General features: G+C 65.6%; 26 protein-coding genes. 9 read left to right on the forward strand and 17 right to left on the reverse strand.

Translation table 11 applies throughout. The annotated features are described in order from the left end of the window. Positions 1–13: 13 nt before the first annotated feature. The 5 genes from ACQP1T_RS08105 to ACQP1T_RS08125 all read right to left on the reverse strand — a co-directional run bounded on the left by ACQP1T_RS08105 (position 14) and on the right by ACQP1T_RS08125 (position 4,201). The gene (locus tag ACQP1T_RS08105; protein ID WP_433759324.1) at positions 14–856 is read right to left on the reverse strand and encodes a hypothetical protein; all 843 of its coding nucleotides are present in this window, start codon (positions 854–856) and stop codon (positions 14–16) included. A 67-nt stretch (positions 857–923) separates the two neighbouring features. Further along, positions 924–1,463 carry a GNAT family N-acetyltransferase gene (locus tag ACQP1T_RS08110; protein WP_433759325.1) on the reverse strand — a complete coding sequence of 180 codons (540 nt, stop codon included), beginning with the start codon at positions 1,461–1,463 and terminating at the stop codon, positions 924–926. Next, on the reverse strand, positions 1,456–1,722 hold the full coding sequence (locus ACQP1T_RS08115) for a hypothetical protein (protein WP_433759326.1): 267 nt from the start codon (positions 1,720–1,722) through the stop codon (positions 1,456–1,458). The genes ACQP1T_RS08110 and ACQP1T_RS08115 overlap by 8 nt, the downstream gene beginning before the upstream one ends. A gap of 135 nt (positions 1,723–1,857) precedes the next feature. Beyond that, positions 1,858–3,342, reverse strand: a complete 1,485-nt coding sequence (locus tag ACQP1T_RS08120) for an MFS transporter (protein WP_433759327.1) — start codon at positions 3,340–3,342, stop codon at positions 1,858–1,860. A 187-nt stretch (positions 3,343–3,529) separates the two neighbouring features. Continuing rightward, positions 3,530–4,201, reverse strand: a complete 672-nt coding sequence (locus ACQP1T_RS08125; RefSeq protein WP_433759328.1) for a FadR/GntR family transcriptional regulator — start codon at positions 4,199–4,201, stop codon at positions 3,530–3,532. 65 nt (positions 4,202–4,266) lie between these two features. Between ACQP1T_RS08125 and ACQP1T_RS08130 the strand changes: the two genes are divergently transcribed. The 6 genes from ACQP1T_RS08130 to ACQP1T_RS08155 all read left to right on the forward strand — a co-directional run bounded on the left by ACQP1T_RS08130 (position 4,267) and on the right by ACQP1T_RS08155 (position 12,446). Next, the gene (locus ACQP1T_RS08130; RefSeq protein ID WP_433759329.1) at positions 4,267–5,526 is read left to right on the forward strand and encodes a CynX/NimT family MFS transporter; all 1,260 of its coding nucleotides are present in this window, start codon (positions 4,267–4,269) and stop codon (positions 5,524–5,526) included. Between the two features lie 250 nt (positions 5,527–5,776). Then, entirely contained in the window at positions 5,777–7,240 is a 1,464-nt protein-coding gene (locus ACQP1T_RS08135) for a nitrate/nitrite transporter (RefSeq protein ID WP_433762079.1), read from the forward strand. A 26-nt stretch (positions 7,241–7,266) separates the two neighbouring features. Next, entirely contained in the window at positions 7,267–9,816 is a 2,550-nt protein-coding gene (gene nirB, locus ACQP1T_RS08140) for a nitrite reductase large subunit NirB (protein ID WP_433759330.1), read from the forward strand. A 64-nt stretch (positions 9,817–9,880) separates the two neighbouring features. Next, positions 9,881–10,327 carry a nitrite reductase small subunit NirD gene (gene nirD, locus ACQP1T_RS08145; protein ID WP_433759331.1) on the forward strand — a complete coding sequence of 149 codons (447 nt, stop codon included), beginning with the start codon at positions 9,881–9,883 and terminating at the stop codon, positions 10,325–10,327. A gap of 2 nt (positions 10,328–10,329) precedes the next feature. Continuing rightward, on the forward strand, positions 10,330–11,571 hold the full coding sequence (locus ACQP1T_RS08150) for a uroporphyrinogen-III synthase (protein WP_433759332.1): 1,242 nt from the start codon (positions 10,330–10,332) through the stop codon (positions 11,569–11,571). After that, positions 11,568–12,446 carry a sirohydrochlorin chelatase gene (locus ACQP1T_RS08155; RefSeq protein ID WP_433759333.1) on the forward strand — a complete coding sequence of 293 codons (879 nt, stop codon included), beginning with the start codon at positions 11,568–11,570 and terminating at the stop codon, positions 12,444–12,446. Before ACQP1T_RS08150 ends, ACQP1T_RS08155 begins: the two co-directional genes overlap by 4 nt. A 741-nt stretch (positions 12,447–13,187) precedes the next feature. On the opposite strand, the gene ACQP1T_RS08160 is transcribed toward ACQP1T_RS08155, so the two are convergent. Then, positions 13,188–14,147 (reverse strand): GlxA family transcriptional regulator, encoded by a 960-nt coding sequence (locus ACQP1T_RS08160; RefSeq protein WP_433759334.1) that lies wholly within the window; start codon positions 14,145–14,147, stop codon positions 13,188–13,190. A 129-nt stretch (positions 14,148–14,276) separates the two neighbouring features. Between ACQP1T_RS08160 and ACQP1T_RS08165 the strand changes: the two genes are divergently transcribed. Continuing rightward, positions 14,277–15,188 (forward strand): NAD-dependent epimerase/dehydratase family protein, encoded by a 912-nt coding sequence (locus ACQP1T_RS08165; protein WP_433759335.1) that lies wholly within the window; start codon positions 14,277–14,279, stop codon positions 15,186–15,188. A gap of 60 nt (positions 15,189–15,248) precedes the next feature. On the opposite strand, the gene ACQP1T_RS08170 is transcribed toward ACQP1T_RS08165, so the two are convergent. The 5 genes from ACQP1T_RS08170 to ACQP1T_RS08190 form a co-directional block, all read right to left on the reverse strand. Next, complete coding sequence (locus tag ACQP1T_RS08170) at positions 15,249–15,371, reverse strand: type II toxin-antitoxin system YoeB family toxin (RefSeq protein WP_433762081.1); 123 nt, start codon at positions 15,369–15,371, stop codon at positions 15,249–15,251. A gap of 68 nt (positions 15,372–15,439) precedes the next feature. Beyond that, the gene (locus tag ACQP1T_RS08175; RefSeq protein ID WP_433759336.1) at positions 15,440–15,892 is read right to left on the reverse strand and encodes a VOC family protein; all 453 of its coding nucleotides are present in this window, start codon (positions 15,890–15,892) and stop codon (positions 15,440–15,442) included. A gap of 107 nt (positions 15,893–15,999) precedes the next feature. Beyond that, positions 16,000–16,419 carry a pyridoxamine 5'-phosphate oxidase family protein gene (locus tag ACQP1T_RS08180; protein ID WP_433759337.1) on the reverse strand — a complete coding sequence of 140 codons (420 nt, stop codon included), beginning with the start codon at positions 16,417–16,419 and terminating at the stop codon, positions 16,000–16,002. Between the two features lie 219 nt (positions 16,420–16,638). Next, the gene (locus ACQP1T_RS08185) at positions 16,639–17,148 is read right to left on the reverse strand and encodes a hypothetical protein (RefSeq protein WP_433759338.1); all 510 of its coding nucleotides are present in this window, start codon (positions 17,146–17,148) and stop codon (positions 16,639–16,641) included. 716 nt (positions 17,149–17,864) lie between these two features. Beyond that, positions 17,865–18,107, reverse strand: coding sequence for a hypothetical protein (locus ACQP1T_RS08190; RefSeq protein WP_433759339.1), 243 nt, complete (start codon positions 18,105–18,107; stop codon positions 17,865–17,867). A gap of 15 nt (positions 18,108–18,122) precedes the next feature. Here ACQP1T_RS08190 and ACQP1T_RS08195 point away from each other — a divergent pair, with 15 nt between their 5' ends. After that, entirely contained in the window at positions 18,123–18,251 is a 129-nt protein-coding gene (locus ACQP1T_RS08195) for a hypothetical protein (protein WP_433759340.1), read from the forward strand. On the opposite strand, the gene ACQP1T_RS08200 is transcribed toward ACQP1T_RS08195, so the two are convergent. Further along, positions 18,252–18,695 carry a cupin domain-containing protein gene (locus tag ACQP1T_RS08200; protein WP_433762083.1) on the reverse strand — a complete coding sequence of 148 codons (444 nt, stop codon included), beginning with the start codon at positions 18,693–18,695 and terminating at the stop codon, positions 18,252–18,254. Positions 18,696–18,908: 213 nt separating this feature from the next. Between ACQP1T_RS08200 and ACQP1T_RS08205 the strand changes: the two genes are divergently transcribed. Next, positions 18,909–20,609 (forward strand): metallophosphoesterase, encoded by a 1,701-nt coding sequence (locus ACQP1T_RS08205; RefSeq protein WP_433759341.1) that lies wholly within the window; start codon positions 18,909–18,911, stop codon positions 20,607–20,609. A gap of 4 nt (positions 20,610–20,613) precedes the next feature. Here the strand turns inward: ACQP1T_RS08205 and ACQP1T_RS08210 are convergent, their stop codons facing one another. The 5 genes from ACQP1T_RS08210 to narH all read right to left on the reverse strand — a co-directional run bounded on the left by ACQP1T_RS08210 (position 20,614) and on the right by narH (position 25,292). Beyond that, the gene (locus ACQP1T_RS08210; protein ID WP_433759342.1) at positions 20,614–20,952 is read right to left on the reverse strand and encodes a TfoX/Sxy family protein; all 339 of its coding nucleotides are present in this window, start codon (positions 20,950–20,952) and stop codon (positions 20,614–20,616) included. 33 nt (positions 20,953–20,985) lie between these two features. Continuing rightward, positions 20,986–21,990: an alpha/beta hydrolase gene (locus ACQP1T_RS08215; RefSeq protein WP_433759343.1), complete on the reverse strand. Its 1,005-nt coding sequence runs from the start codon at positions 21,988–21,990 to the stop codon at positions 20,986–20,988. A 136-nt stretch (positions 21,991–22,126) separates the two neighbouring features. Beyond that, positions 22,127–22,867 (reverse strand): respiratory nitrate reductase subunit gamma, encoded by a 741-nt coding sequence (gene narI / locus ACQP1T_RS08220; RefSeq protein WP_433759344.1) that lies wholly within the window; start codon positions 22,865–22,867, stop codon positions 22,127–22,129. Further along, on the reverse strand, positions 22,864–23,544 hold the full coding sequence (gene narJ, locus ACQP1T_RS08225) for a nitrate reductase molybdenum cofactor assembly chaperone (RefSeq protein WP_433762085.1): 681 nt from the start codon (positions 23,542–23,544) through the stop codon (positions 22,864–22,866). The genes narI and narJ overlap by 4 nt, the downstream gene beginning before the upstream one ends. Continuing rightward, on the reverse strand, positions 23,544–25,292 hold the full coding sequence (gene narH / locus ACQP1T_RS08230; RefSeq protein ID WP_433759345.1) for a nitrate reductase subunit beta: 1,749 nt from the start codon (positions 25,290–25,292) through the stop codon (positions 23,544–23,546). The genes narJ and narH overlap by 1 nt, the downstream gene beginning before the upstream one ends. Positions 25,293–25,327 lie beyond the last annotated feature (35 nt).

Genomic DNA, 25,327 nt, shown 5'->3' on the forward strand with positions numbered 1-25,327 from the left:
CGATGCGGCGGCATCAGATCCGGAACCATCGCCGGACCAGCAGCGCGAAGAACAGCGAGTTGAGTACGAGTCCGGCGTAGGCCTCGATGACCAGCAGTGTCCGTCCGGCGCCCATGATGTCCTCGAGATCGCCGAGCCCGAGTGGATTCAGATAGTTGATCAGGCACATGTGCAGCGCGGTCGGGATGGGCTGGCCGTCCGTTGCCCACAGCACGAAGGTGCCGATGAGCAGGACGGCGGCGATCCAGCCGAGCAACCGGAACGGCCGAAAACCATAGCCGCACAGCCATTCCAGGATCCAGTGCGGGATCCGCTTCCAGACCTGATCGACGGCGCGGCAGCGAGCCTGCGCCAAGGCGTGTCCGCAGCGGTCCTGCGCATCGAAGTCCTCCTCGACCCGGTGCAGTCCCACCGCGCGTTTGAAGGCCAATACGGCATGTTGGGGCAGGTCGGCGGCGACCAGCGCGCGACCGAGATGCTCATAGATTTCGGCGATCCGGGTGTTCTGGGTGCGGCTGAGCCGTCGTGGTCCGCGGAATTCGACCTCGGCGGCGAGCAGCGCCGTCAGGGCGGGCAGTGGTCCGTCGGCGTCCGCGTCGGGTTCCTGAGCCACCGCGTAGATATGAGAGAAGACCAGGCTGTCGCCGGGCTGGGAGATCTTCCCCGGGTCGTAGTCGAGCTCCAATGTCTCGACGTGGGTGTTGAAGGAGTCGAGCAGCCGCTGTTCGGACTCGGCCCCGGCCTGCTGGAAGTATTCGGCGATCTCGCCGGCGTAGCGGTCGGCATGCCGACCGATCAGCATGGTCATCGAACTGACCGCAGGTGAGAGTTGGGATAGGCCCGCGTATTCGGTCATCGTGTATTCCCCCGGGTGCAGCCGTCACGTTGGACGTGACTTCCACCATACCAACGACATTCGACTATCAATCCGGCGCGCGGCCGCCCTTGAGCCAGCGCTTGTCATTCGGTCCAGGGAACTGCGAGGTGGTGGGCCAGCGATCGATGCGGTGCACCAGGACATCTCGCGGTTCGTTCGCGCCGAAGTAGCGCTGTTCGTATCCGGCCCAACGGAATCCGGCGTTCTTGTACAGCTTGACGGTGCGCTGATCGGTCGGTCGCACCGTGAGGTACACCGAATCCGCCTGTGCGGTGCGGCAACTCGTCACGGCACGGTCCAGTAGCGCGCGACCGAGGCCGCGATTGCGGTAGTTCGGCGCGACCGCGAGACCCATTACCCAGCCGCGGCGGCGAGTGCCGATACCGACGAGTGCGTATCCGCGCACCTTGCCGCCGATTTCGGCCACCACCCAATCGGGTCCGTGCAGGTCGAAGAGTTGCCGCAGCGTCACATACGGGTAGCAGAGGTCGCCGAAGTGTTCCCGCTCCAGCGCGGCGATATCGTCGAGATCGGCCAATCGCGCGGTCCGGAACACCGGTTCCCCCGCCCCCTCGGATTTATCCACTGCTCACCTCTCGAATCGCCACCAACCCGCTCGACGGCACCGTGATGAGGAAGTCGGCGCGCGGATTGTGCTGGCGGTACATGCGGCCGAAGTGGATGAGGCCGCTGCTCTCCTCGTCATCGTCCGCCGAGACGAATTTTCGGCCGTCGCGCAGTTCGGATGCGGGTTCGTGGACCTTGGCCTCGGGTGGAAAGCATTGCGCATCCACCGAATTCAGCTCGTCGAGATCGGATGCGTTCGAGATTCGGATGTATGCCATCTCGCCGGAGCCCCCCTCGCGCTGCCTACTGACTCGGCGTGATATCCACCATAGCAATGTGATTCGATGTGGACGGCCGAATGCCGCGCTGGGGACCTCGTCCAGCGCGGCACTCGGGTCTAGCGGGTGATGTGGTTATACGTTCGCGTAGGCCAGTGAGGGGACGCGGGCCACGGCGAAGGAGGAACGCAGGTAGAAGAACCAGGTGACCGCGGCCATGACCAGGAAGGCGCCGGCGTAGGCCCAGAAGGCCGGGTTCATGCTGTGGAAGTTGATGTTGGACAGGCGAAGTGCTTGCTGGAGCAGGTAGCCGCCGGAGGCGCCGATCGCGCCGATGACACCGATCGCGGCACCGGCCTGACGCTTGGCCGAGGCCGTGGCGTCGGTGAGGTCGAGCCCGTGTTCGGAGGCGTACTTCTTGGCCTCGGCGCTGAAGATGGACGGGATCATCCGGTAGGTCGAGCCGTTGCCGATACCGGTCAGCACGAAAAGCAGCAGGAAGGCGATCAGGTAGAGCGGGAAGCTCTTGGCCTGCAATCCGGCCATGATCAGTACACAGGCGACCGCCATACCGCCGAAGACGAAGATGGTCATCTTGGCGCCGCCGACCTTATCGGAGATCCAGCCACCGAACGGACGGCTGAACGAGCCGACCAGCGCGCCGAGGAAGGCGAGGTTACCGAGGGTGGTGATCCAGCCGATCTTGGCCAGATCCGGGAAGTTGGCCTTGATCAGCGTTGGGAAGGCGAAGGAGAAGCCGATGAAGGAACCGAAGGTGCCGATGTAGAGGAACGACATCACCCAGGTGTGCTTATTGGTCAGCGCCAGCTTGTAGGACTTGCCGTCGGCCTTGGCGGTGCTGATGGAGTCCATGTACCGCAGCGCGCCGAACATGGCGATCAGGATGAACGGCACCCAGACCAGCACCGACAGCGTGATGCCGAAGCGGTAGCCCGCCGCGTCCTTGGCCATGAGGTGCGTGCCGAGAGTGATCAGCAGCGGCAGCACCAGCTGGGTCTGCGCCACACCGAGATTGCCGCCCGCGGCGTTGATGCCAAGGGCCGCACCCTTTTTCCCTTCCGGGAAGAAGAAGGAGATATTGGCCATCGACGACGAGAAATTACCGCCACCGAAACCAGCCAGGGCGGCCAGGATCATGAAAACCCACATGGGGGTGCCGGGGTGGTTGATGAAGAAGGCCAGGCCCAGCGTCGGGATGAGCAGCATGGCCGCACTGAACGCCGTGAACGCGCGTCCGCCGAACTTCGGAATGGCGAAGGTGTACGGAATCCGCAGTGCGGCACCGACAAGCGTCGGGGTCGAGGTCAGCAGCAGGGCATTGCTCACCGCCGTCGGGTTGCCCTTGCCGAGTCCGGCCAGGAAGTCGAAGCCCGCCAGGCCCATGCTGGTCACCACGGTGCCCCAGATGACCCAGATGCTGAAGCCGAGATTCTCGGCGAAGACGGAGAAGATCAGGTTTTTGCGGGCGGTGAGTTTGCCGCCCGATTCCCAGAATTCGGTGTTGTCCGGTTCCCAGTTATCCAGCCAGCGCCCCGTTTTCTGGTGCGTGAATACTGGCGTGTCCGACTGCTGGCCGGTGGCAGCTACTGCGGCAGTCATCGGCTTCCTCTCGATCTGGCTCGGTGGGTTCGCCGAGCTGCGGTCGAGACAAAGGTAGAAGCCGGTTGTTGCGGGTGAATGGCCTGAAGTGACGTTCCAGGCAATTCCGACTCACATGGTGGCGAGCCGCTCGGTGACCTATTGGTTACCTGTCGGCCGCGCGAGTTTCCGGTCGTATGACCAAAATTCAGCGGTCCGGATATTCGGCGATCAGCGAGGCGAGGAAGCACTGCGCGGCCTGCGCCGCCCGGTCCGGATCGCCATCGATAACGGCCTGCACCAATTCATTGTGCTCCGCGTCGTAGGCATCGTCGGATTTCGCGGACCGCGCTCGGATCACCTGTTCGATAATCGGCAGCAGCGAATCGTAGAACTCCAGATATACCGCGTTGTGGCTGGCGACCACGATCGCGCGATGCAGTTCCACATCGGCTTCGATGGCCGCGACGTTCTGTTCATCCCAGTGCTGCTGGCTGCGCTCCTCGAGTAGCCGCCGCAGATTCGCGATATCGGTCTCGTCGCGCCGCCGCGCGGCCAATGCCGCGGCATTGGTGTCCAGGGCCATGCGCAGCTCCAGCACATCGCGTTCCTCCGCATCGGCGAAGTACTTCGCGAGGGTGCCGCCGACCTCCGAGGCCGCGATGACATAGGTGCCCGAGCCTTGGCGACGCTCCAGCATCCCGGCGTGCACGAGCGCCTGCACCGCCTCGCGCACCGTATTGCGCCCGGTTCCGGTGAGCTCGGTGAGCTCCGGTTCGGTCGGGATTCGGGAGCCGATAGGCCAACGGCCGGAACGAATTTCGGCACGCAGCTGCTCGGTTACCTGGGCAATGAGGCTGGTCCGCCGGACGGGTTGCACGGCATCAGAGTACCGCCCATCACAAATCCTTGCCTCCCATCATCGGGTCATCCTATGATTTCGCGGTGACTGCGACTCTCCCGGAAATCAGCACTCGCCCGGATTACGTCCGGGTCGAGCGGCGCAAACGTGCACTGACGGAAGGCCGACTGCTCGTCCTCGCCGCCATCGTGATGTCCGCGCTCACCCTCCGGGTCGCCGTCACCGCATTCTCACCGCTGGCCGAGCGCATCGGCGCCGATATCGGTTACTCGACGGCCGTCGTGGGTGTCTTCGGCATGATCCCGACGCTGATGTTCGCGGTTTCGGGTCTGCTCACCCCGCTCTTCGTGCGCCGGATCGGACTCGAGCGCACCGCACTGGTCGCGATGCTGATGGCCGGACTCGGCATGCTGATCAGGGCGGTGGTCGGCGGCACGGCCGAACTGCTGATCTTCTCCGCGCTGGCCCTCGGCGGTATGGGCATCGGCAACGTGGTGATTCCGCCGCTGGTCAAGCGGTATTTCCCGGACCGGCTCGCGGTGGTCAGCTCGCTGTACATCACCATGGTCCAGCTCGGCACCGTGGTGCCCGCACTGATCGCGGTGCCGGTTGCCGAGGCGCACGGCTGGCGGATCTCCTTGGGGCTGTGGGCGATTCTCGGGTTCGCGGCGGCGCTGCCGTGGCTCGGTGTGCTGCGCGATCGGCGCGGCCACGATCGAGTCGACGGCACCGCGCTGCCGCCGCGGAGTGAGGAGCCCACGGGGAAGGTGTGGCGTTCGCCGGTGGCCTGGGGCATGGCGGGCATGTTCGGCATGACCTCGCTGACCACCTACGCCATGTTCACCTGGCTGCCCAAGATCCTGTCCGAGGCGGGGGCGAGCGCCGCATTCGGCGGGACCATGGTCGGTGTGTTCGCGCTGGTCGGTCTGGTGTCGGCATTCACCGCGCCGACGGTGGTCGCGCGGTTCCGCAATCCGTTCCCGTTCGTGGTCGGCTGTGCTGTCTTCTTTTTCACCGCATTCGCCGGACTGTTGATCGCGCCGATGAGTGCGCCGCTGCCGTGGGTGGTGCTGTTGGGCCTGGGCCCGAGCACCTTCCCGATGGCGCTGACGCTGATCAATATGCGCACCAGAACCCCGCAGGGCTCGGCCGCGCTGTCGGGCTTCACCCAGGGCGTCGGATATGCGGTGGCCTGCGTCGGTCCGGTGCTGTTCGGCATATTGCACAGCGCGACCGCGGGCTGGGCCGCGCCGTTCACAATGTTGGTCCTCGCGGTACTTGTGCTGCTGATCGGCGCATGGCAGGCCTGCAAACCGCGCATGCTCGAAGACACCTGGAATTGATCGCACCGTTCGAGTTGCGAGGTGGTGTGCCGGCGCGCATGCTGTCCGCGTCACACCTCACCAGCCGGTAATTCGAAGATCGGCTGTTTGTGACGTGCGGAAACCGGTGTGTGACATGCGCGAAACATTTCGTTGGAACTCACCCGGCCGTCCCGGGAATCGTGAGCAACCGTTGATTTGACGGTCATTTGGGGCAGCATTTCGGCAATACCCGTTTCCTACCGTGGGGCTAACCGATTTTGGGAGGCCCCTGTTGAGCACGCTGACGCGTAACCACAACATCGAGCATTGGGATGCCGAGGATGTCGCGGCCTGGGAGGCCGGTGGCAAAGACATCGCCAAGCGGAATCTGATCTGGTCGGTTTTCGCCGAGCATGTCGGGTTCTCGGTGTGGTCCATCTGGTCGGTCATGGTGCTGTTCATGCCCACCGACAAGTTCGGCATCGATGCGGCGGGCAAGTTCTTCCTGGTCGCCATGCCGACGCTGGTCGGTGCGTTCCTGCGCATTCCATACACCGTGGCCACGGCGCGCTTCGGCGGTCGCAACTGGACCATCTTCAGTGCCACGCTGCTGCTCGTTCCGACACTGCTCACGCTGTATTTCATCAATCAGCCGGGCACCTCGTACACGACCTTCCTGGTGGTCGCCGCATTCGCCGGATTCGGTGGCGGCAACTTCGCCTCATCGATGACCAATATCAATGCCTTCTATCCGCAGCGGCTCAAGGGTTGGGCGCTCGGGCTGAATGCGGGCGGCGGAAATATCGGCGTACCCGTCATCCAGCTGGTCGGTCTGCTGGTCATCGCCACCCTCGGCAACGGCTACGCCTCGCTGATCTGCGCGATCTACCTGGTGCTCGTCGCGTTGGCCGGTGTCGGCGCGGCGCTGTTCATGGACAACCTGAAGAACCAGAAGGCCGACCTGACCTACATGATCACGGCGCTCAAGGTGCCGCAGTCCTGGGCGATCGCCTTCCTCTACATCGGCACCTTCGGTTCGTTCATCGGCTACAGCTTCGCCTTCGGTCAGGTGCTGCAGATCAGCTTCAAGGCCGGTGGCGACACCGCCGCGCAGGCCGCACTGCATGCCGCGCAGATCGCCTTCATCGGTCCGCTGCTCGGTTCGCTGGCCCGCCCGTACGGCGGCAAATTGGCCGACCGGATCGGCGGCAGCCGGGTCACCTTCTACACCTTCGCAGTGATGACCGCGGCCGCTGTCCTGGTCGGCGTGGCGAGCACCGCGGGCGACCGCAGCGGCGGCGTGCCGAGCGGTGCGGCGATGGTGGCGCTGGTCGTCGGATTCATCGCGCTGTTCGTGGTCTCGGGTATCGGCAACGGAGCGGTCACCAAGATCATCCCGTCGGTCTTCGACGCCAAGTCCAAGGGACTGGACGCGAGCCCGACCACCCAGGCCGCCTGGTCGCAGAACACCTCCGGTGCGCTCATCGGATTCGTCGGTGCGATCGGTGCGCTCGGCGGCGTCGCGATCAACCTGGTCCTGCGCTCCTCCTACGCCTCGACCGCATCGGCCACCACCGCCTTCTGGGTCTTCATGGCCTTCTACGTCGCCTGCGCCGCGGTGACCTGGCTGGTCTTCCTGCGCCGCCCGCGCGGCGGCGTCGACTCCCAGGTCGTCGTGGAGGCCGAGGCGCTCGTGCTCGAAGCCGAGGCAGCCAACCCGTCCCAGTCCAGCAGCACGTCGGCCCGAGCCTGACGCCCTATCACCATCGGAGGACAGTCATGAACTCGACAGTCGACCCAACCCAGCGCAAGACCGTCGTGGTCGTCGGCCACGGCATGGTCGGGCACCGCTTCGTCGAGGCGCTGCGGTCCAGGGACGAGGCAGGCCAGTGGCAGGTCGTCATCCTCAGCGAGGAGCAACTGCCCGCCTACGATCGCGTCGGACTCTCGTCCTACGTCGGCAACTGGGATGCCACCGCGCTGGCGCTGCCCGGTAATGAATACGCCGGTGACGAGCTGGTCGAGCTGCGGCTGGGCCAGTCCGCGCAGTCCATCGACCGTGAGGCGCGCAAGGTCAGCACCTCGGCGGGCGACACCATCGCCTACGACGCGCTGGTGCTTGCGACCGGTTCGTACCCTTTCGTCCCGCCGGTGCCGGGTCACGATCTGCCGGAGTGCTTCGTCTACCGGACCATCGATGACCTCGACGGCATCCGCGCCGCTGCTGCCGCGGCCGGACCCGGTGCGCACGGTGTGGTCGTCGGTGGTGGTCTGCTGGGTCTGGAAGCGGCCAATGCGCTGCGCCTGCTCGGTATGACGCCGCACGTGGTGGAGTTCAACGCCCGGCTGATGCCCGCCCAGGTCGACGAGGGTGGTGGCGCCATCCTGGAGAAGCTGGTCACCGATCTCGGGCTGCATGTGCACACCGGTGTCGGCACCTCGTCGATCGAGACCGTCGCGGACGCGGGAGTGGCTGAGCGCCTGAAGATTACGCTCTCCGACGATTCGGTGATCGAGGCCGGACTGGTTGTCTTCTCCGCCGGTGTCCGTCCGCGCGACCAGATCGCCCGCGACAGCGGCATCGAGGTCGGCCCGCGCGGTGGCATCATCACCGACCTCGGCCTGCAGACCTCCGATCCGAATATCTACGCGATCGGCGAATGCGCCGCGGTGGAAGGTGTCTGCTACGGCCTGGTCGCTCCCGGCTACACCACCGCCGAGATCGTCGCGGACCGATTGCTCGGTGGCGCAGGGGAATTTCCTGGCGCGGATATGTCGACCAAGCTCAAGCTGCTCGGCGTCGATGTGGCCAGCTTCGGTGATGCGCACGGCACCACCGAGGGCGCGCTATCGGTCGTACTGCACGACGCCGCCAAGGGCACCTACGCGAAACTCGTCGTCTCCGATGACGCGCAGATCCTGCTCGGCGGCATCCTGGTCGGCGACGCGACCGCGTACTCGGCGCTGCGTCCGCTGGTCGGGCGTCCGCTGCCCGCCGAACCGGCCGCGTTGATCTCGCCCGCCGGTGCCGAACTCGGCGCCGACTCGCTACCCGACGATGCCCAGATCTGCTCCTGCAACAACGTTTCCAAGGGCGCGATCTGCGGGGCCATCGAAGATGGCGCCTGCGATATCGCGGGTATCAAGAAGTGCACTTCGGCCGGAACCTCTTGCGGCGGTTGCGTTCCCATGCTCAAGAAGCTGCTGGAGCAGTCCGGCGTCGAGATGTCCAAGGCGCTCTGCGAGCACTTCTCGCAGTCGCGGGCCGAGCTGTTCCAGATCGTCCAGGTCACCGGCATTCGCACCTTCTCCGCCCTGATCGCCAAGCACGGCAAGGGCACCGGCTGCGATATCTGCAAGCCGACGGTCGCCTCCATCCTGGCCTCCACCTCGAGCGATCACATCCTCGACGGCGAACAGGCCGCGCTGCAGGACACCAACGACCACTTCCTGGCGAATCTGCAGAAGAACGGCACCTACTCGGTGGTGCCGCGGATGCCCGGCGGTGAGGTCACCCCGGATCAGCTGATCACCATCGGTCAGATCGCCAAGGAATTCGACCTCTATGTCAAGGTCACCGGCGGTCAGCGCATCGACCTGTTCGGCGCCCGCGTCGAACAGTTGCCGCAGATCTGGCAGCGCCTCGTCGATGTCGGCATGGAATCCGGGCACGCGTACGGCAAATCGCTGCGCACCGTGAAGAGCTGCGTCGGCTCCACCTGGTGCCGCTACGGTCAGCAGGATTCGGTCGGCATGGCCGTGCTGCTGGAGAAGCGCTACCGCGGCCTGCGTTCGCCGCACAAGCTGAAGCTGGCTGTCTCCGGTTGCGCCAGGGAATGTGCCGAGGCACGCGGTAAGGACGTCGGTGTAATCGCCACCGAGCAGGGCTGGAACCTGTACGTCGGCGGCAACGGCGGTCTGACCCCGAAGCACGCGGTACTGCTCGCCGGTGAACTCGACGACGAGACGCTGATCAAGTACATCGACCGGTACCTGATGTTCTACATCCGCACCGCCGACCGGCTGCAGCGCACCGCGCCGTGGCAGGAGGCGCTGGAGGGTGGCATCGATTACCTCAAGCAGGTCGTGTGCGAGGACAGCCTCGGTATCGCCGAGGATCTGGAGGCGGCCATGGCCCAGCATGTCGCCGGTTACCGCGACGAATGGGCCGCGGTGCTCGAGGACGAGGAGAAACTGTCGCGTTTCGTCTCCTTCGTCAACGCACCGGAAGAGGCCGATCCGACCATTTCGTTCGATCAGACCGGGGAACGGAAGGTCCCTGTGTTGCTCGGCATACCGGAAATCCCGGTCGCCACACGCGGGCAATAGCCGCTTAACCCCGAAGAAACAGGACGCCTGTACCAATGGGTAAGGCGTTTGGAGGATGACACCGATGACCGTGATGGATACCCCCGGCATTGCCACACCTACCACTGGGTTCAACCACCCCCTCGGCTCCGCCGACTTGCCATTCCCTTCGGGTTGGACGCAGGCGTGCCGACTCGACTACCTGATTCCCGGCCGCGGCGTCGCCGTGTTGCTGAAGGGCGGCCGTCAGGCCGCCCTGTTCCTGATGACCGACGGCACCCTCGCCGCCGTCGGCAATATCGATCCGATCGGCCGGGCGGCAGTGATGTCGCGCGGGATCGTCGGTGACCGCGGCGGCATTCCGGTGGTGGCCTCACCGCTGCTGAAGCAGGCGTTCTCACTGCTGGACGGACACTGCCTGGACGACGATTCGGCGACGCTGCCGGTTTACGCGGTTCGCATCGAGGACGGCATCGTTTCGGTTTCCAATGAGCCGGTCGATGCCGGGCTCGTCGCCGCGGACGGTGGATAAGCATGACGACAATCGATACGGGCGCCTGTCTGGCTGGTTTCACGGTCGGCGTCACGGCCGCCAGGCGAGCCGATGAGTTCGCCACGCTGCTCACCCGACGGGGCGCCGGTATCGTCGCCGCTCCCGCCATCCGGATCATCCCGCTGGCCGACGACAACGAGTTGGAGCGGGTGACCCGCGAAATCGTTGCCGCTCCGCCGCAGATCGTGGTGGCCACCACCGGCATCGGATTCCGCGGTTGGATGGAAGCGGCCGAGGGCTGGGGTATCGCCGAGGATCTGCGGCTGACGCTGTCCTCGACCAGGATGCTGGCGCGTGGGCCGAAGGCCAAGGGCGCCATCCGTGCCGCCGAACTGCGCGAGGAATGGTCGCCCGCGTCGGAATCCTCCGCCGAGGTGCTCGACCACCTGCTCGCCGAGGGCGTGGAGGGTGTGCGGATCGCGGTCCAATTGCACGGCGCGACAACCGAATGGGAGCCGGTACCCGACTTCTGCGAGGTCTTGCGTTGTGCCGGTGCGGATGTCATTCCGGTGCCGGTGTATCGCTGGGTGCCGCCGGATGATCAGGGTCCGATGGACAATCTGATCGAGGGCGTCATCACCTCCAGCCTGGACTGTGTGACCTTCACCAGCGCGCCCGCGGTGGCGTCGATGTTGATGCGCGCCAAGGAAACCGGACTGCTGGAGGGTGTGCTGCACGCGCTGCGCGGACGGGTGCTGCCCGCCTGCGTCGGACCGATCACCGCGGCTCCGCTGGAGGAACTGGGTGTGGCGACCTCGATGCCCGGACGGGCGCGCCTCGGTGCGCTGGCCCGGCACGTCGCCGAGGAATTGCCGCGGCGCGCCAATCGAATTCAGGCCGCCGGACACGCCATCAGCGTGCGCGGGGCGTGCGTGGTGGTCGACGGTTCGGTGCGTCAGCTCGCGCCCGCGCCGATGGCCCTGATGCGTTCATTGGCGCGGCAGCCCGGTCGGGTGGTGTCCCGGGAGGATCTGCTCGCGGCGCTGCCCGGCGGCGGTGACGACACGCACGCCGTGGAGACCGCGATCGCGCGGCTGCGCGCCGGTCTCGGCACCCCGAAAGCCATTCAGACCGTGGTCAAACGGGGCTATCGACTGGCGCTGGACGCCGCGGATTGCGCCGATGACTTTCCGCGCACCGCCGCAACCGGTCGCGCGCCGGTAGCCGGAATAGGTACCCCGGCCCGCGCGCCGAGGTACGCACAGCCTGCGGGGAGCTGGTGACGGCTCCGGCCCTGGTCCTGGTCGCACACGGCACCAGGAGCACCAGGGGTGTGCAGATGATCGCCGCGCTCGCGGAGGCGGTGGCTGATGAGTTCAGCAGGACGGCAGCCGGTGGGGTGGTAGAGCGCGGGGGCATGACAGCAAGCGGGGTGGCTGAGCTCGGCGTCGCGATTTCGGGGCGCGACGCCGATACCTCCACGGCTTGCGAAACTCGCGCCGTCGCTCGTGGCACGGAGGCAGCCGAGAAGCCCTGGGTGCGTACCGCTTTCGTGGATGTGCTCGGACCGTCGCCGTCCGAGGTGTTGCGCGATCTGACGGACGCCAACGGGGAATCCGTTCCCGCTGTTGTGGTTCCGGCGTTCCTCGCCTCCGGATACCACGTGTATCAGGATGTGCCGCGTGAGGTGGCCGAGAGCGGTCATCCCGAGGTCGCGGTGACGCCAACGATGGGACCGGATCCGGCATTGGCCCGCATCATGGCCATGCGGCTGCGTGCCGCGGGCTGGCGTCCGGGTGACGCGGTGGTCTTCGCGGCGGCCGGATCATCGGATGCCCGTGCGCGCCAGGATGTTCGGCGCGCCGCGGGCATGCTGGCCGAACATCTCGGTGTGCCGGTTCGCATCGGCTACGTCGCCACCGGAGCGCCGCGTGGGCCGGAAGTTGTCGCCGAACTTCGTGAATCGGGTGCAAAACGCGTCTTCATTGCCTCGTATCTGCTGGCACATGGTCTGTTCCAGCAGCGCCTACACGATGCGGGAGCTGATGGTGTTGCTGAGCCGATCGGTGTTCACCCGGCGGTTGTCCGTCTGATCGCCGACCGATATCGCACCGCCGCACGCGAGTTGGTCCGTGCGCGCCTTACAAGCGGGCGCTAGTCCCCCAGATACCTTCTGTCATATCCCGGGGAGTTCCGCCGAGCGTAGTCGAATGGTGGTCGCCCACGCCGCATTCGACCGCCGTGTCACTGCGCTCGGCGAGCAGTCAGCTACCTGGGCGCCGCACTAGCTAGCACGCCGCGGCCGGGTTGGCCCGAGGCCGGGAATTAGCGTGTGGTGCGGGGCGACCCACTGTCGCACCTGCACCCCTTCTATTCGGCATCCACGGGCCGCATCACAGTGTAGGTCGGGCTCATGGCACCTCGAGTGTCCGACAAGCGCGGGTGCATAGGGCACGGCGCTGGTCGGGTTGATATCGATTACGTCGCGCAGAAGCCGTCACTACCTCGCACAACCTCTACCTTTTGTGAGGTAGTCATCTGCTATGCGACGTGCTCGAGCCTGTGCGACAAGGCGGCCCAGACTCGGGCACGGCCGGAGTCGGTGCTCGGTGGGTCGTTCCTTATGTGCCGACCGAGAGTTGGTTCGCGCACGCGCTATTCGATTGCGGACCGATAAGCACTAGCGAAATCGCTACGCTGGATTCATGTCTCAGCCTGCGCGGGTGTCGGTGCGTGAACTGGGCGATCATCTCATGACGTGCTGCGGCGGGTGAGACTTTCGAAGTCACCGTGAACGAGCGTCCGGTGGCCCTGTTGGCGGCTTGCCGCGAGCGTCCGGCGACTGTGCCGACGCGGGCCTTCTTCGCGGATCTACCACTCGCCGATACTTGATTGCGGATCAGCTTGCCGACGACGGGGTGCGGGTGAAAGAGGCGCGGTAGGCGCTCGGGGGGAGGCCTACGTGGCGGATCATGTGCTGGCGCAGCGATTCCGCGGAGCCGATGCCGCTGTGGCGGGCCACCTGGTCCATCGGCAGGGTGGTGGATTCGAGGAGTTCGCGGGCGCGCTGAATGCGTTGGTGCAGTAGCCATTTCTGCGGGCTGAGGCCGGTTTCCTCGTGGAAGCGGCGGGTGAGGGTGCGCACGCTGGTGCGGGCGTGGGTGGCGAGCTCATCCAGGGATAGGGGAGTGTCGAGGCGTTCCAGGGCCCAGGTACGGGTGGCCGAGAGGGTGAGGCCGTTCTCGGGCGGCAGTGGCGAGTCGACGAATTGGGCTTGGCCGCCGGGGCGTACGGGGGTTACGACGGCGGCGCGGGCCGCGGCATTGGCGACCGTCGCACCGTAGTCCGTGCGAATCAGGTGCAGGCACAGGTCGATTCCGGCGGCGGCGCCCGCGGCGGTGGTCACCGGTCCGTCCTCGATGAACAGTGCGTCGGAGCGCACGGTCACGTCCGGGAACATCGCGGCGAGTTCGTCGGCCAGACCCCAGTGTGTGGTGGCGGTGCGTCCGGACAATAACCCGGCCTGGGCCAATACGAATGCGCCGCTGCAGATCGAGGTGACGCGCTTGCCTTGGTCGACGGCCCTGCGCAGTGCCGCGATGGTGGCCGCATCGGCGGTGCCACGACTGCCGGTGCTCGGCACGATGACGGTATCCGCCTCGTCGAGCGCATCCAGTCCGCGCGGCACCACGACATCGAAACCGCCCAGCGCACCGGGTACCACGCCGGGTTCGGCGGTGCACACCACCATCCGGTAACACGGCTCGCCGTCCACCGTCACCGTGCCGAGCATGGTTCCGGGCATGGCGAGTTCGAAGGGCTTCACCGGCGCGACGGCGACAACGGCCACGGTCTTCATGGCTGGATCCTTGGGATAGATGGCTAACCGGCCACTAGTCTAACGCTCCCGCGCCGGGCAATGTTGATGGCACGCGATCGGCAACCAGCTCAGATCACGTGAAATGCCTTGTCTCAGAAGGGAATTAGCATGCCTTCGCATGTCATCATCGGCCGGGGCGCCACCGCCTCGGCAACCGCGGTCCGGTTGGCCGAATCCGGCGACCAGGTGCGGATGATCAGCCGCAGTGGCACCGGCCCGCAGCATCCCGATATCGAGCTGATCGCAAGCGATGCCGTGGACGCGACCGCGCTCACCGATCTCGTCAAGGGCGCGGACACCGTATTCAATACCGCGATGCCCGCCTATCACACCTGGCCGGAGGCGGTACCGCCACTGTTCGGCGCCATCCTGTCGGCCGCGGAGCAGTCCGGTGCGAACTACGTGATGCTCGGCAATCTGTACGGCTACGGCCCGGTGGACGGTGCGGTCACCGACGACACGCCGCTGGCTGCTACCGGATCCAAGGGGCGGGTGCGCGCGCGGATGTGGCTCGATGCCAAGGCGGCGCACGATGCCGGCCGGGTGCGAGTCACCGAGGTAAGGGCGGGCCAATTCCTCGGCCGCGGCGCGGTATCGCTGTTCTCGCTGCTGGTGCAGCCGAAAGTGATTGCGGGCCAACTCGCTCTGGTTCCGCAGGATCTGGATCTGCCACACTCCTACACCGCGATCGGTGACGCGGCTGCCGCACTCGTCGCGGTCGCGCGCAGCGAAAACGCTTGGGGGCGTGCCTGGCTCGCCCCGACCACCACCAGCACCCTGCGTGCGGCCGCCGAACGCTTCGCCGCAACAGCGGATGCCCCGAAGCCGCGGCTCGAGGTGATGACGGACCGCGAACTGACCCTGCTCGGCCACACCGACCCGTTCTGGGCCGAATTGTTCGAGACTTACCACATGTCGCATCGCGAGTTCACCGTGGACGACAGCACCACCCGGGAGACCTTCGGACTCACCGCGAGCAACCTCGACGATGTCTTCGCGGAGGTGGTTTCGGCACGTTGACCTCGCCCGTCCATGCTGTGACACCGCCCAGCCACTCGACGAGGCCTTGTCGCGCAACCGTCAATCTTCGTAGTGTGAACCGACTTGCACCACAACGATTTCGGTATCTGTCACGTAGTAGATCAACCGATGTTCTTGGGTAATGCGCCGTGACCAGTGCCCCGCAAGATGGTGGCGTACCAGAGTTCGCTACCCCGTTGTCGTAGCCGGGCACCCCGTCGGTGCCCGGCTATCAGACGGGCTGCTCGGTTTCAGGCGTTGTCGTACGCGTCCTGCAGAACCTTGATATCGAGCTTGGACATGGACTGCAGCGCCGCGGCGGCGGCGCCGGTCTTGGTGGGGTTCGCACCGTCCATGAGGGTGAGCAGGGCCGCGGGGACGACCTGCCAGGACAGGCCGTAGCGGTCGGTGAGCCAGCCGCACGGGCCGGGCGCACCGCCATCGATCAGGGCGTCCCACAGGCGATCGACCTCGTCCTGGGTATCCACGATCACCTGTATCGATGCGGCATCCGTGAACGGATGCCCGGGACCGCCGTTCATCAGGGTGTACGGGTGACCGTCGAGTTCGATCGAGACGATGAACGCCGAGCCATCGGGGTGGCGATTGACATCCACGATGCGAGAGTTGGGGATCAGCGCGGTGTAGCGGGCGGCGGCTTCCTCGGCGTCGTTGTCGAACCAGAGGAAAGTGTTGACCGACATGGTGGCTCCTTGGGTTGGTTATGACCTGCTGTCACCCTTCGGTCGGAGCTGCCCCGACGTCTTCGACGTATCTCCGCGAAATTTTCTGAAGAAATTTTTCGTGCAGGTCAGACGCTCGCGACGGCGATGAAGCGGTCGGGAGTGATCGTGATCAGCACCCGCGCGCGCTCCACCTCACCCAGCACCGGCCCACTGCCGTACTTCTCCCAGATGCGCTGTGTCCACACACCATCCGCATCGATGGTCAGTTCGGCATCCCCGATCACCCGCACCTGCCGATTCGGCCGCTGCCCGCCGTCCCGTGAACCCACCACCTCCCGATCGATTACCAACCCGACCCGCGGATTCGCCAGAATCCGCCGCAAGTGCGGCCGCCCCGCCCAACTGGTCAGCCGAAAAGCCCGCTGATCCCACAGGAACCATATCGGCGTGACATGCGGATATCCGGCCGCGTCGATCGTGGCCAGGTGCGCGACGATATCGCTGGCCAGCAACCCGGCAATCTCGGCTCGACGTAATGCCCGCATTCCCAGCCCCTCGATTCGAACTTATGTTCGAGTCTACCGGCCGGCTCGGATGCGGGCCATCCGGTCGTCGCTGCTCGACATGAGCGGCAAACAGTCCGAGTCCGAGCCTGCCGGCGGCTCGAGCTGGCTGCCGGGCGTGCTCAACGCCGAGATCGAACGCAACGACTGGATCGTGCCGGGTAGCAAGGCTGGCGGCACGGCATGCGATAGCGAGGATGTTCAGCGGCTCTGCATGTCGGGCGCCGAATCAGCCAGAAGGCGCGCCGCGGCATCCTGGATGAAGGCAGACACGGCCGTTTCGAATGCAGCTTCCCTCGCTCTGAGATCCGTTTCGGTCTCCGCCTCTATCAAGGCATGCACTCGCGTGAACGCCGCGTCTACCAAGGGCTCGGGACGAGCGGACACCAACTCGAGCCGAAGTCTCGCGGCGTGCGCAGCACTACCGAGCCGATCCGCTTCCGCATATGCCGGTGCGGTAGCGCGCGAATCACGTTTTCGCAGCCAGAGTGTCACCTGCCCGCGCCTCAGGTCTGCCAGCGCTCCCGCGCACTCGCTGTATGCGGCCATGCGTTCCTGCCGGAGCCGCTCGGACCGCGCCAGATTTTCGACCCTAAGGGCGCTGCGTCGTTGAAACCGATAGGTGGTGAACGAGCCGAGCAGCGTGCCGACTACGGCCACGACACTTCCCAAGACCGCACTCATACGCTGCCCCTGATCGTGGCTGGACATCAAAGCTATTGTGGTCCAATACTATTCAAGATCGCCGGTTGATGCACACATCCGACTTACAGTGCGAAGATACGATCGCGTGATCAGCGGCATAAGTGCGTCAAGCCGGATACTTTGGCAGGCAAGCGATCTGCGGCCGGTGTCATTGTAAGGCGTTGCCGCGGATCACCCGCCGTAAGAGCGGCGAAGATCCGCGAAGAGCAGTTGGTTGAGCCGCCGCCGAAGGTGTCCGGTCTTGCTCTGGTCAGGGGGATCGTCCGGGGTGAGCAAAGTAAACTTCAGCGAGGTCTCTGAGGCCCGGGCGGCCGTTAGTTCGAAGTGCAACCGATCCCTGGGTCTGCTCGGCCAAAGCGATGACCACACGACTTTGTGGGGTTTCTCCGCCTCCAGAACGTTGGGTTCAACTTCGTCGGGCAGCAAATTGAGCCACGGCCGAGCCGACGGCCGACGAGGCTCCGTGAGCGATTCCCAGACGACAAGCGGGGGTGCCGGCAGAATGCGTGCCCTCGAACCGATCTCGATCACACCCGCCAGCGTATTTCCGACCCGGTGTCACGCGCTCATCGGCACTGAAGTCTACTCCCAGCGGCCGGTGGTCGGCCTGGTGCCGCGCATAGACTATGCCGCCGCGCAACAACTTTCACGACAATTCGTGCCCGGCGATACGAGATCTGCGCGGCAGCGGCGCTGCGGTCTACTGCCATGCCGTCACAGTTTCAGTGCTCTCGGTAGTAGTCGGCGAACAGCGCAAGCACTTCCTCGGGTTCGAGCTCCAGCGGAACGGAAAGGGCGGGCGTGGAACAAACCGGGCAAACGCGGCGGCGCGGCTTAGCGCTCGAGGAGGCGATTCTGCGCGCCGCAGCAGCGGAACTGACCGAATCCGGATACGCCGGACTGACCATGGACAAGGTCGCGGCCGCGCGGTCGCCCGCGGTGAGGCCGCACCCGAGGCCCTGCATCCACGGGTCGCCACAGTGGCAATCGTATTGTTGCGCAACGAATTCGTGCCGCGCGGGGTCCCCGCCGCCGCCCCCGATGATGTGCTCATCGAAATCGTCGACGAGGTGTACCTGCCGCTGGTGCGGCAGCGGACGCCGGGCTGACTACGCGCAGTCGGGGGCGTCGGCGTCTTCGAAGAGCGGCTTGCCGGTGGGCGGGGCGTAGACGACGTCGAGAACGAGCGGGTCGGGGCCGAGATTGCGGCCGATGTGCACGTTCCAGGCGCCCTCGGGTTCGTAGATGAAATCGCCGGCGTGGAAGACCGGAGCCACACAGTCGGGGCCGGGATGGGTGAGGGTGCCCGAGCGGACGAAGCCGAAGACCGGTCCGTCGTGATAGTGCCAGCCGGTGGAACCGCCTGGGGCGATGGTGATTTCCCGGACGACGAGATCGGTGCCCGCGACGAACGGCAGCAGCCCGGCCGGGATCTGGGTCTGGGCGAGGGTGACCGCCGTGATGTCGGTACCTGGCGTCGCGTCGGCAGTGGCCGCGCCGAAGGCTGAACCACCCAAGAGGGCCACTGTGACGGCCGCACGGGTAAATGGCATCATCGCGGCAGCGTAGCTGCGAAGACGCGGTGAGAACAAGGGTCGGCCTTGCCGAGATCGCCACTGCTGCTGGGGCATTCGTTCGTTTTGCGCGAATTGCCGCATCTGTCGGTGTCGCGAAGCATGGACTCGATCCAGAGTTCACGAATTGTTCGTGACTGGGAAGCGGTGTCGAGTTGCGTGATGGGCCGGAGCCGTAGAGCATCGGTCTCCGTGCCGTCGAATCCGATGAACCCCGCTGGCGATCTGCCGGATACCGGAATCCCCGCCGCCCAGGCCGCCCATATGACCATGGCCGAGCAGCACGAGTGGCATCGGAACTACCTACGGCGACACGCTGTTTCCCGGCGCAATGTGTTGCGCGGTACCGCGGCGGCCGCCGCGGTCGCCGCAGTGGGAACCGCGCCGTTCGGCAGGCGCGCCTACGCCGAGGACGCGCAGCTCGCGGTCGGCGGTCGACGCGTCGGATACGGACCGGATTCGACGAGTCAACTCCGGTTCGCCGGTCAGCTCTCCCGGCCACCGGCCGGTACCAAGGTCTTCCTCGACCACGGCCCGACGCCCGCGCTCGGCGGCACCGTCGAGGCCGAGGTGCGCAACCTGCTGACCCAGGTCCCCTCCGCGGACGGCGGCGTCCTCGCGGCCGAACAGTTCTACGTGCACGCCCCGGTCGACGGCCTACCCGGGCGCGTACCGCATTTCTATCGCTGGCGCACCTCTGACGGATTCACCGGCGATATCCGCGCGGCCGCACCCGCGATGGCGAGTTCGCGCAGTGCGATCCTGCCGTTCCGGTTCACCATGATGGGTGATCAGGGCACCGACGAGACCCCTGCGCTGCCGCAGGGCACCGTGCCCGGCGATTACGACGACAAGTACTACAAGTCCGACAACGATCCGAACGCTCCACACGCGAGCAATGTGCTGCGCCAAATCGCCGCCGCCAAACCGGATTTCCACATTCTGGCCGGTGATATCGCCTACGCCGATCCGTCCGGCGGGGGGAAACCGAACGAATTCGTCGCCGACGGCGCGAAGCTCCGCTCCGGTTTCGACAAATACAACCCCTACGTCTGGGATGTCTACTTCGGGGCCATCGAACGCAGTGCCGCCGAGACACCGTGGATGTTCGCCACCGGCAACCACGATATGGAAGCGACCTACGGCCAGCACGGCTACGGCGGACATCTGGCGCGGCTGGAATTTCCCGGCAACGGCCCGGCGGGCTGCCCATCGGCGTATTCGTTCACCTACGGCAATGTCGCTGTCCTCTCGCTCGACGCCAATGACGTCAGCTATGAGATCAAGGCCAATACCGGGTATTCCGGTGGGGCGCAGACGAGTTGGGTGGAGCGCACCCTCGCCGCCTATCGCGCGGATCCGGATATCGATTTCCTGGTCTGCTTCTTCCACCACTGCGCGTACTCGACCACCGATTCACATGCCAGCGACGGCGGCGTGCGCGATGCGTGGGCCGGACTGTTCGACCGGTACCAGGTGGATCTGGTGCTACAGGGCCACAATCACGTCTACGAACGCACGGATCCGATTCGCGCTGGCGCCGCGACCAGGATCGCCGCGGACAATTCCATCGTCTACCCCGACACCGACGGCACGGTCTATTACACCGTCGGCGGTGGTGGCCGTCCACGCTACGACTTCCAACCCGGTTCGCAGGAAACCTTCCGCGGCAACGAATTGCCGGACACCACGGTCCCGAACAGCTATGTGTGGACCGCGTCCGGCGGCAAACAGGACGAGGCGGCCCCGTGGTCGCGGGTGCGGTTCCGCAACTACTCGTTCCTGCGCGTGGATGTCCGCCCCGGCATCTTCGCCAGCGAAATGGATGTGGTCGCGGTGGACGAATACGGTCGGGAATTCGACAAACTCACCTTCCGCCGCCTGGTCCACTGAACCGCTATTTCTCCTTCGGCGGAAGCGAGCGCGCGTAGCTGACGCCGCGATCGACCCATTCATCCAGCGCTTCGTCATCGGCGACGGCCGCGCCGTCGACCCGCAGCCAGTTGTTCATTTCGCGACCGCCCATCACCATCACGCCGACGTAGTCGCGGGCGAGCAGGGTGGTGCTCTCCGCCGGGTCGACGCGGACCAGGAGACCACCCTTCGAGCTCGCCGCGACCGCCATATTGCCGTTGATCAGGAAGGCGAGACCGCCGAACATCTTCTTCTCGCTCACCTCGGGCGTCGGGTCGATCAGCTCCCGTATCCGATCGGCGAGCACCTTGTCATATGCCATACCGCATTGTCGACCAGGGCACCGACAAGTTGGCTATGCGCCGATGGCGGCGGCGAACAGCGGCCAGGACTGGTGGACGTCGTCCTGCCAATACGCCCAAGCGTGGGTACCTCCGGGGCGGAGATTCAGGGTGGCGGGTACGCCTGCCGCGGCCAGCCGGTCCACGAACGGGCGGGTGCAGCCATCGATGACGGTCTCCATGACACCGCCGACCAGCATGCGATCGGCCAGGCGGATCGGATTGCCGTCGATGCCGCCATCGCCGAGGTTTTCGTGCGGTCCGGGCGCGCCGGTGCCCGACGAGAGGTAGAGCGCCAAGCCGCGCAGCCGATCGGCGTGCAGCATGGGATCGTTTTCGGCCCAGGCCGGATTATCCGGGGCACCCCACATGTTGTCCGCATTCGCGCCGAAGGCCGCGAGTTCGGCGTGCACATAGGCATTGCCCGCCGGGTCACTGGTGCGCGGGCAGCCGCTGTAGGCGCCCACCGCCTGATACATGCCGGGTGCGTTGATGGCCAGATTCAGTGCCGAGGTCGCCGACATCGACACGCCCGCAATGGCATTGCGTCCGGTCATCCCGAAACGCGATTCCAGCAGCGGCGGCAGTTCCCGGGTCAGGAAGGTCGTCCATTTATTGCGGCCGAGGACCGGGTCGTCGTTGAGCCAATCGGTGTAGTAGCTCGCGCGTCCACCCATCGGCACGATCACATTGACGTTCTTATCCGCGAAGAAGTTCGCGACATCCGTGCGGGTTGTCCACGGCCCGCCGTCCTCGCCGCCGTCGACCGCATTGAGCAGATAGAGTGCGGGCGCACCGGAACCGGGATGCGACATCCACAGTGTGATGGGGCGATTCATCGCCGCCGAATGGACTACGACCTCGAACTGCCGCCCGCCCAATGGCCGGACGTCGAGAATCTGGGAGCCGGGATCGGCTCCGGCGGTTACGGGGATGGTCGCGGCGCAGAGCGCGAACAGGAAAACCAGGCATCGCGTAAGGGAGCGCAGCGAGCGAACCATGGGCACAGGCCGGTACATGGGTCGAATTCCTATCACGCCAGGTGGCGCGTCCTCGGTATTCGCCGGGCGTGTTTGCTGGCAAATAACACAGCCCGTCCGCCCGATGCGGGCGGACGGGCTGCGGGGCATCGGGTGAGAGGACCCGAACTCGGGGTCAGCGCCAGGATTCCGGCGTGACGGGGGCATCCCAGGCACGCGCGTAGCGACGCTTGTCCGGGGCGTTGGATTCCTTGGCGCGGTACACGATGTACGGCCGGGTCAGGTAGCCGACGGGCGCGCTGAACATGTGGACCAGGCGGGTGTACGGCCAGATGGCGATGAGGGTGAGCACGACCAGACCGTGCACCTGGAAGGTCCACGGGGTGCCGACCATCAGCTCGGGCTCGGGATGGACGGTGAAAAGGCTACGGAACCACGGGGATACGGTCTCGCGATAGTTGTAGGTACCCCATAGCAGATTGCTGCCCCAGGTATTGAGCAGACCGGTGATCAGGGCGGCGGCCAGCAGCACATACATGAGCTGGTCGTTGCGGGTGGTGGCCTTGCGCACGGCGGGGACGGTGATGCGGCGGTAGAGCAGGATGCCGACACCGAGGATGACCGCGAGTCCGGCGACCGAACCCGCCGCGACCGCGATCACATGGTAGGTGTGCTCGGAGATGCCGACAGCGTCGGTCCACGATTCCGGAATCAGCACGCCGAGTACATGGCCGCCGATCACACCGAGCATGCCGAAGTGGAACAGCGGACTGCCCAGGCGCAGCAGACGGCTCTCGTAGATCTGGGAAGACCGCGTGGTCCAGCCGAACTGGTCGTTGCGGTAGCGCCACAGGTGGCCGAGCACGAACGAGGTGAAGGCCACGTAGGGCAGCGTCATCCAGAAGGCGGTGGTCATCGGCGGGCTTCCGATCCGTCGAACAGCGAGGGGTCCATGGCGAAGGGGTCTAATCCGACCTCTTCGTCGGGCGGGCCCTGGGCGGCGAGTTCGGCTATGCGACGCCGGTCGGCGGTTGTCAGCGGCGGCAGGGTGGCGACGACGGCGGCCAGCACTCCGGCGTATGGGGATCCGTTGTCCACCAAGGAAAGTCGCAGTAGCTCGATCACCGGGACGTGTTCGCCCAGCAGACGTTCACCACCGATCGGATCGACGGTCGCGGCGAATTCCAGCAGCACCGGCAGGTGGTCGGGCAACTCCTCGTCACCGAGTTCGACACCGGCATGCCGGTAGGCGTGCTTGAACCGCAGCAGCGCCATACCGCGTTTGCGGGTGTCGCCGTAGGCGTAGAACGTCAGGTGCATGCTGGATCGGCGGCGCAGATCGAAGGTTTCGACGTACTGCTGGGCCAGTGTGATCGGCGGGGTGGCGCGCAGATGGTGGACGAATTCCAGCAGCGGCCCGCCGACCACGTCCGGCAATTGCGTTGCGGCATCATCGATCTGATCGACGGTCGCCAACATCTGCTCGCTCGGATAGTCGAGCAGCAGCGCGGCGATCCGCCACACCAGGCGGCAATCGCGCTCGGACAGCTGAGCGACGGGCTCCGGCCTGCGGCGCACTTTCAGCAGTGCCATCATGCGCCTCCGGGTGTCAGGGTCGCTCCGGTCGGCGTCGGTGTGCCGGAGCCGTTCGTGCTCGGTCCCGAACCATTGGTGGCCGAACCATTCGTGGCCGCACCATTCGTGGCCGCACCATTGGTCTCGTGCCCATTGGCGCCATTGCCATTGCGCGCGCTCGGCAACAGTCCGTCGGTGCTGCGCCCATCCCAGTTCAATAGATTGATCCGATTCGACTTCTCCTCCGGCGCGGCGCCATTGGCGTCGGTCAGATGGAACTTCTCCACCATCGTGTCGAATGCCGTCATACCCGGCCCGCCGTCGGTATCCAGGCTGCATCCGGTGGCCAGCGAATCCAGTTCGTGCGCCTGCGAAGTCGCGCCCTGCGGAATCACGTACCGGTGTTCGTATTTCGCGATGGCCAGCAGCCGGTACATCGCCTCGATCTCCTCCGGCTCCAACCGCACCGACGGCGCGATCGACGGATCCGGCTCCATACCGAGATTCACCGAGCGCATGAACGACCGCATGGCCGCCAGCCGTTGCAGCGACGCTCGCACCGGCCCGATCTCCCCCGCGGTGAACAATTCGGCCAGGTACTCGACCGGAATGCGCAGTGCGTCGATGGCGCCGAACAGATTCGACGCGTCCTCGGCATCGTGACCGGTCTCGGAAAGCACATCCACCACCGGCGACAGCGGCGGCACATACCAAACCATCGGCATGGTGCGGTATTCCGGATGCAGCGGCAGCGCGATCTGGTAATCGACGATCAATTTGTAGACCGGCGAATTCTGCGCGGCCTCGATCCACTCCGGCGAGATCCCGGCCCGCTCGGCCTCCGCGATCACCCGCGGATCATGCGGATTGAGGAACACCCCGAGCTGCGAGGGATACAGGTCCTCGGTTTCGGTGACCGAGGCCGCCGCCTGCACGGCATCCGCGTCGTAGAGCATGACGCCGATGTAGCGCAGCCGCCCGACGCAGGTCTCCGAGCACACCGTCGGAATGCCGACTTCCACGCGCGGGTAGCAGAACGTGCACTTCTCCGCCTTGCCCGTCTTGTGGTTGAAGTAGATCTTCTTGTACGGGCAGCCGCTGACGCACTGTCGCCAGCCACGGCATTTGTCTTGGTCGACGAGCACAATGCCGTCCTCGGACCGCTTGTAGATCGCACCCGACGGGCACGAGGCCACACACGACGGATTGAGGCAGTGCTCGCAGATCCGCGGCAGGTAGAACATGAAGGTCTGTTCGAACTCCAGCTTCACCTGGTCCGACAGCTTGGCCAGCAGCGGGTCCTTGCCGACCTGCTCCGGTCCCGAACCCAGATCGTCATCCCAGTTGGCGCCCCAGGTGATCTTCGTATCCTGGCCGGTGATCAGCGATTTCGGCCGCGCGACCGGGCTGGTGTCCATGGCGGGCGCGGACAGCAGGTTGTCGTAGTCGTAGCTCCACGGCTCGTAGTAATCCGAGACCGTTGGCAGATCCGGATTGGCGAAGATATTGAGCAGCCGCTTCAGCCGCGAACCGGATTTGAGAGTCAGCTTGCCGCGCTTATTGAGCGTCCAGCCGCCCTTCCACTTCTCCTGGTCCTGGTACTGGCGCGGATAACCCTGTCCGGGACGGGTTTCCACATTGTTGAACCACATGTACTCGGTGCCGCCGCGGTTGGTCCACGCCTGCTTGCAGGTGACGCTGCAGGTGTGACACCCGATGCACTTGTCCAGGTTCATCACCATGGCCATCTGTGCCATGACACGCATGTCAGTACTCCACTTCCTGCGAGCGGCGTCCAATG

The sequence above is a fragment of the Nocardia sp. CA-135398 genome (genome assembly GCF_050955845.1).
Classification (GTDB): Bacteria; Actinomycetota; Actinomycetes; order Mycobacteriales; family Mycobacteriaceae; genus Nocardia.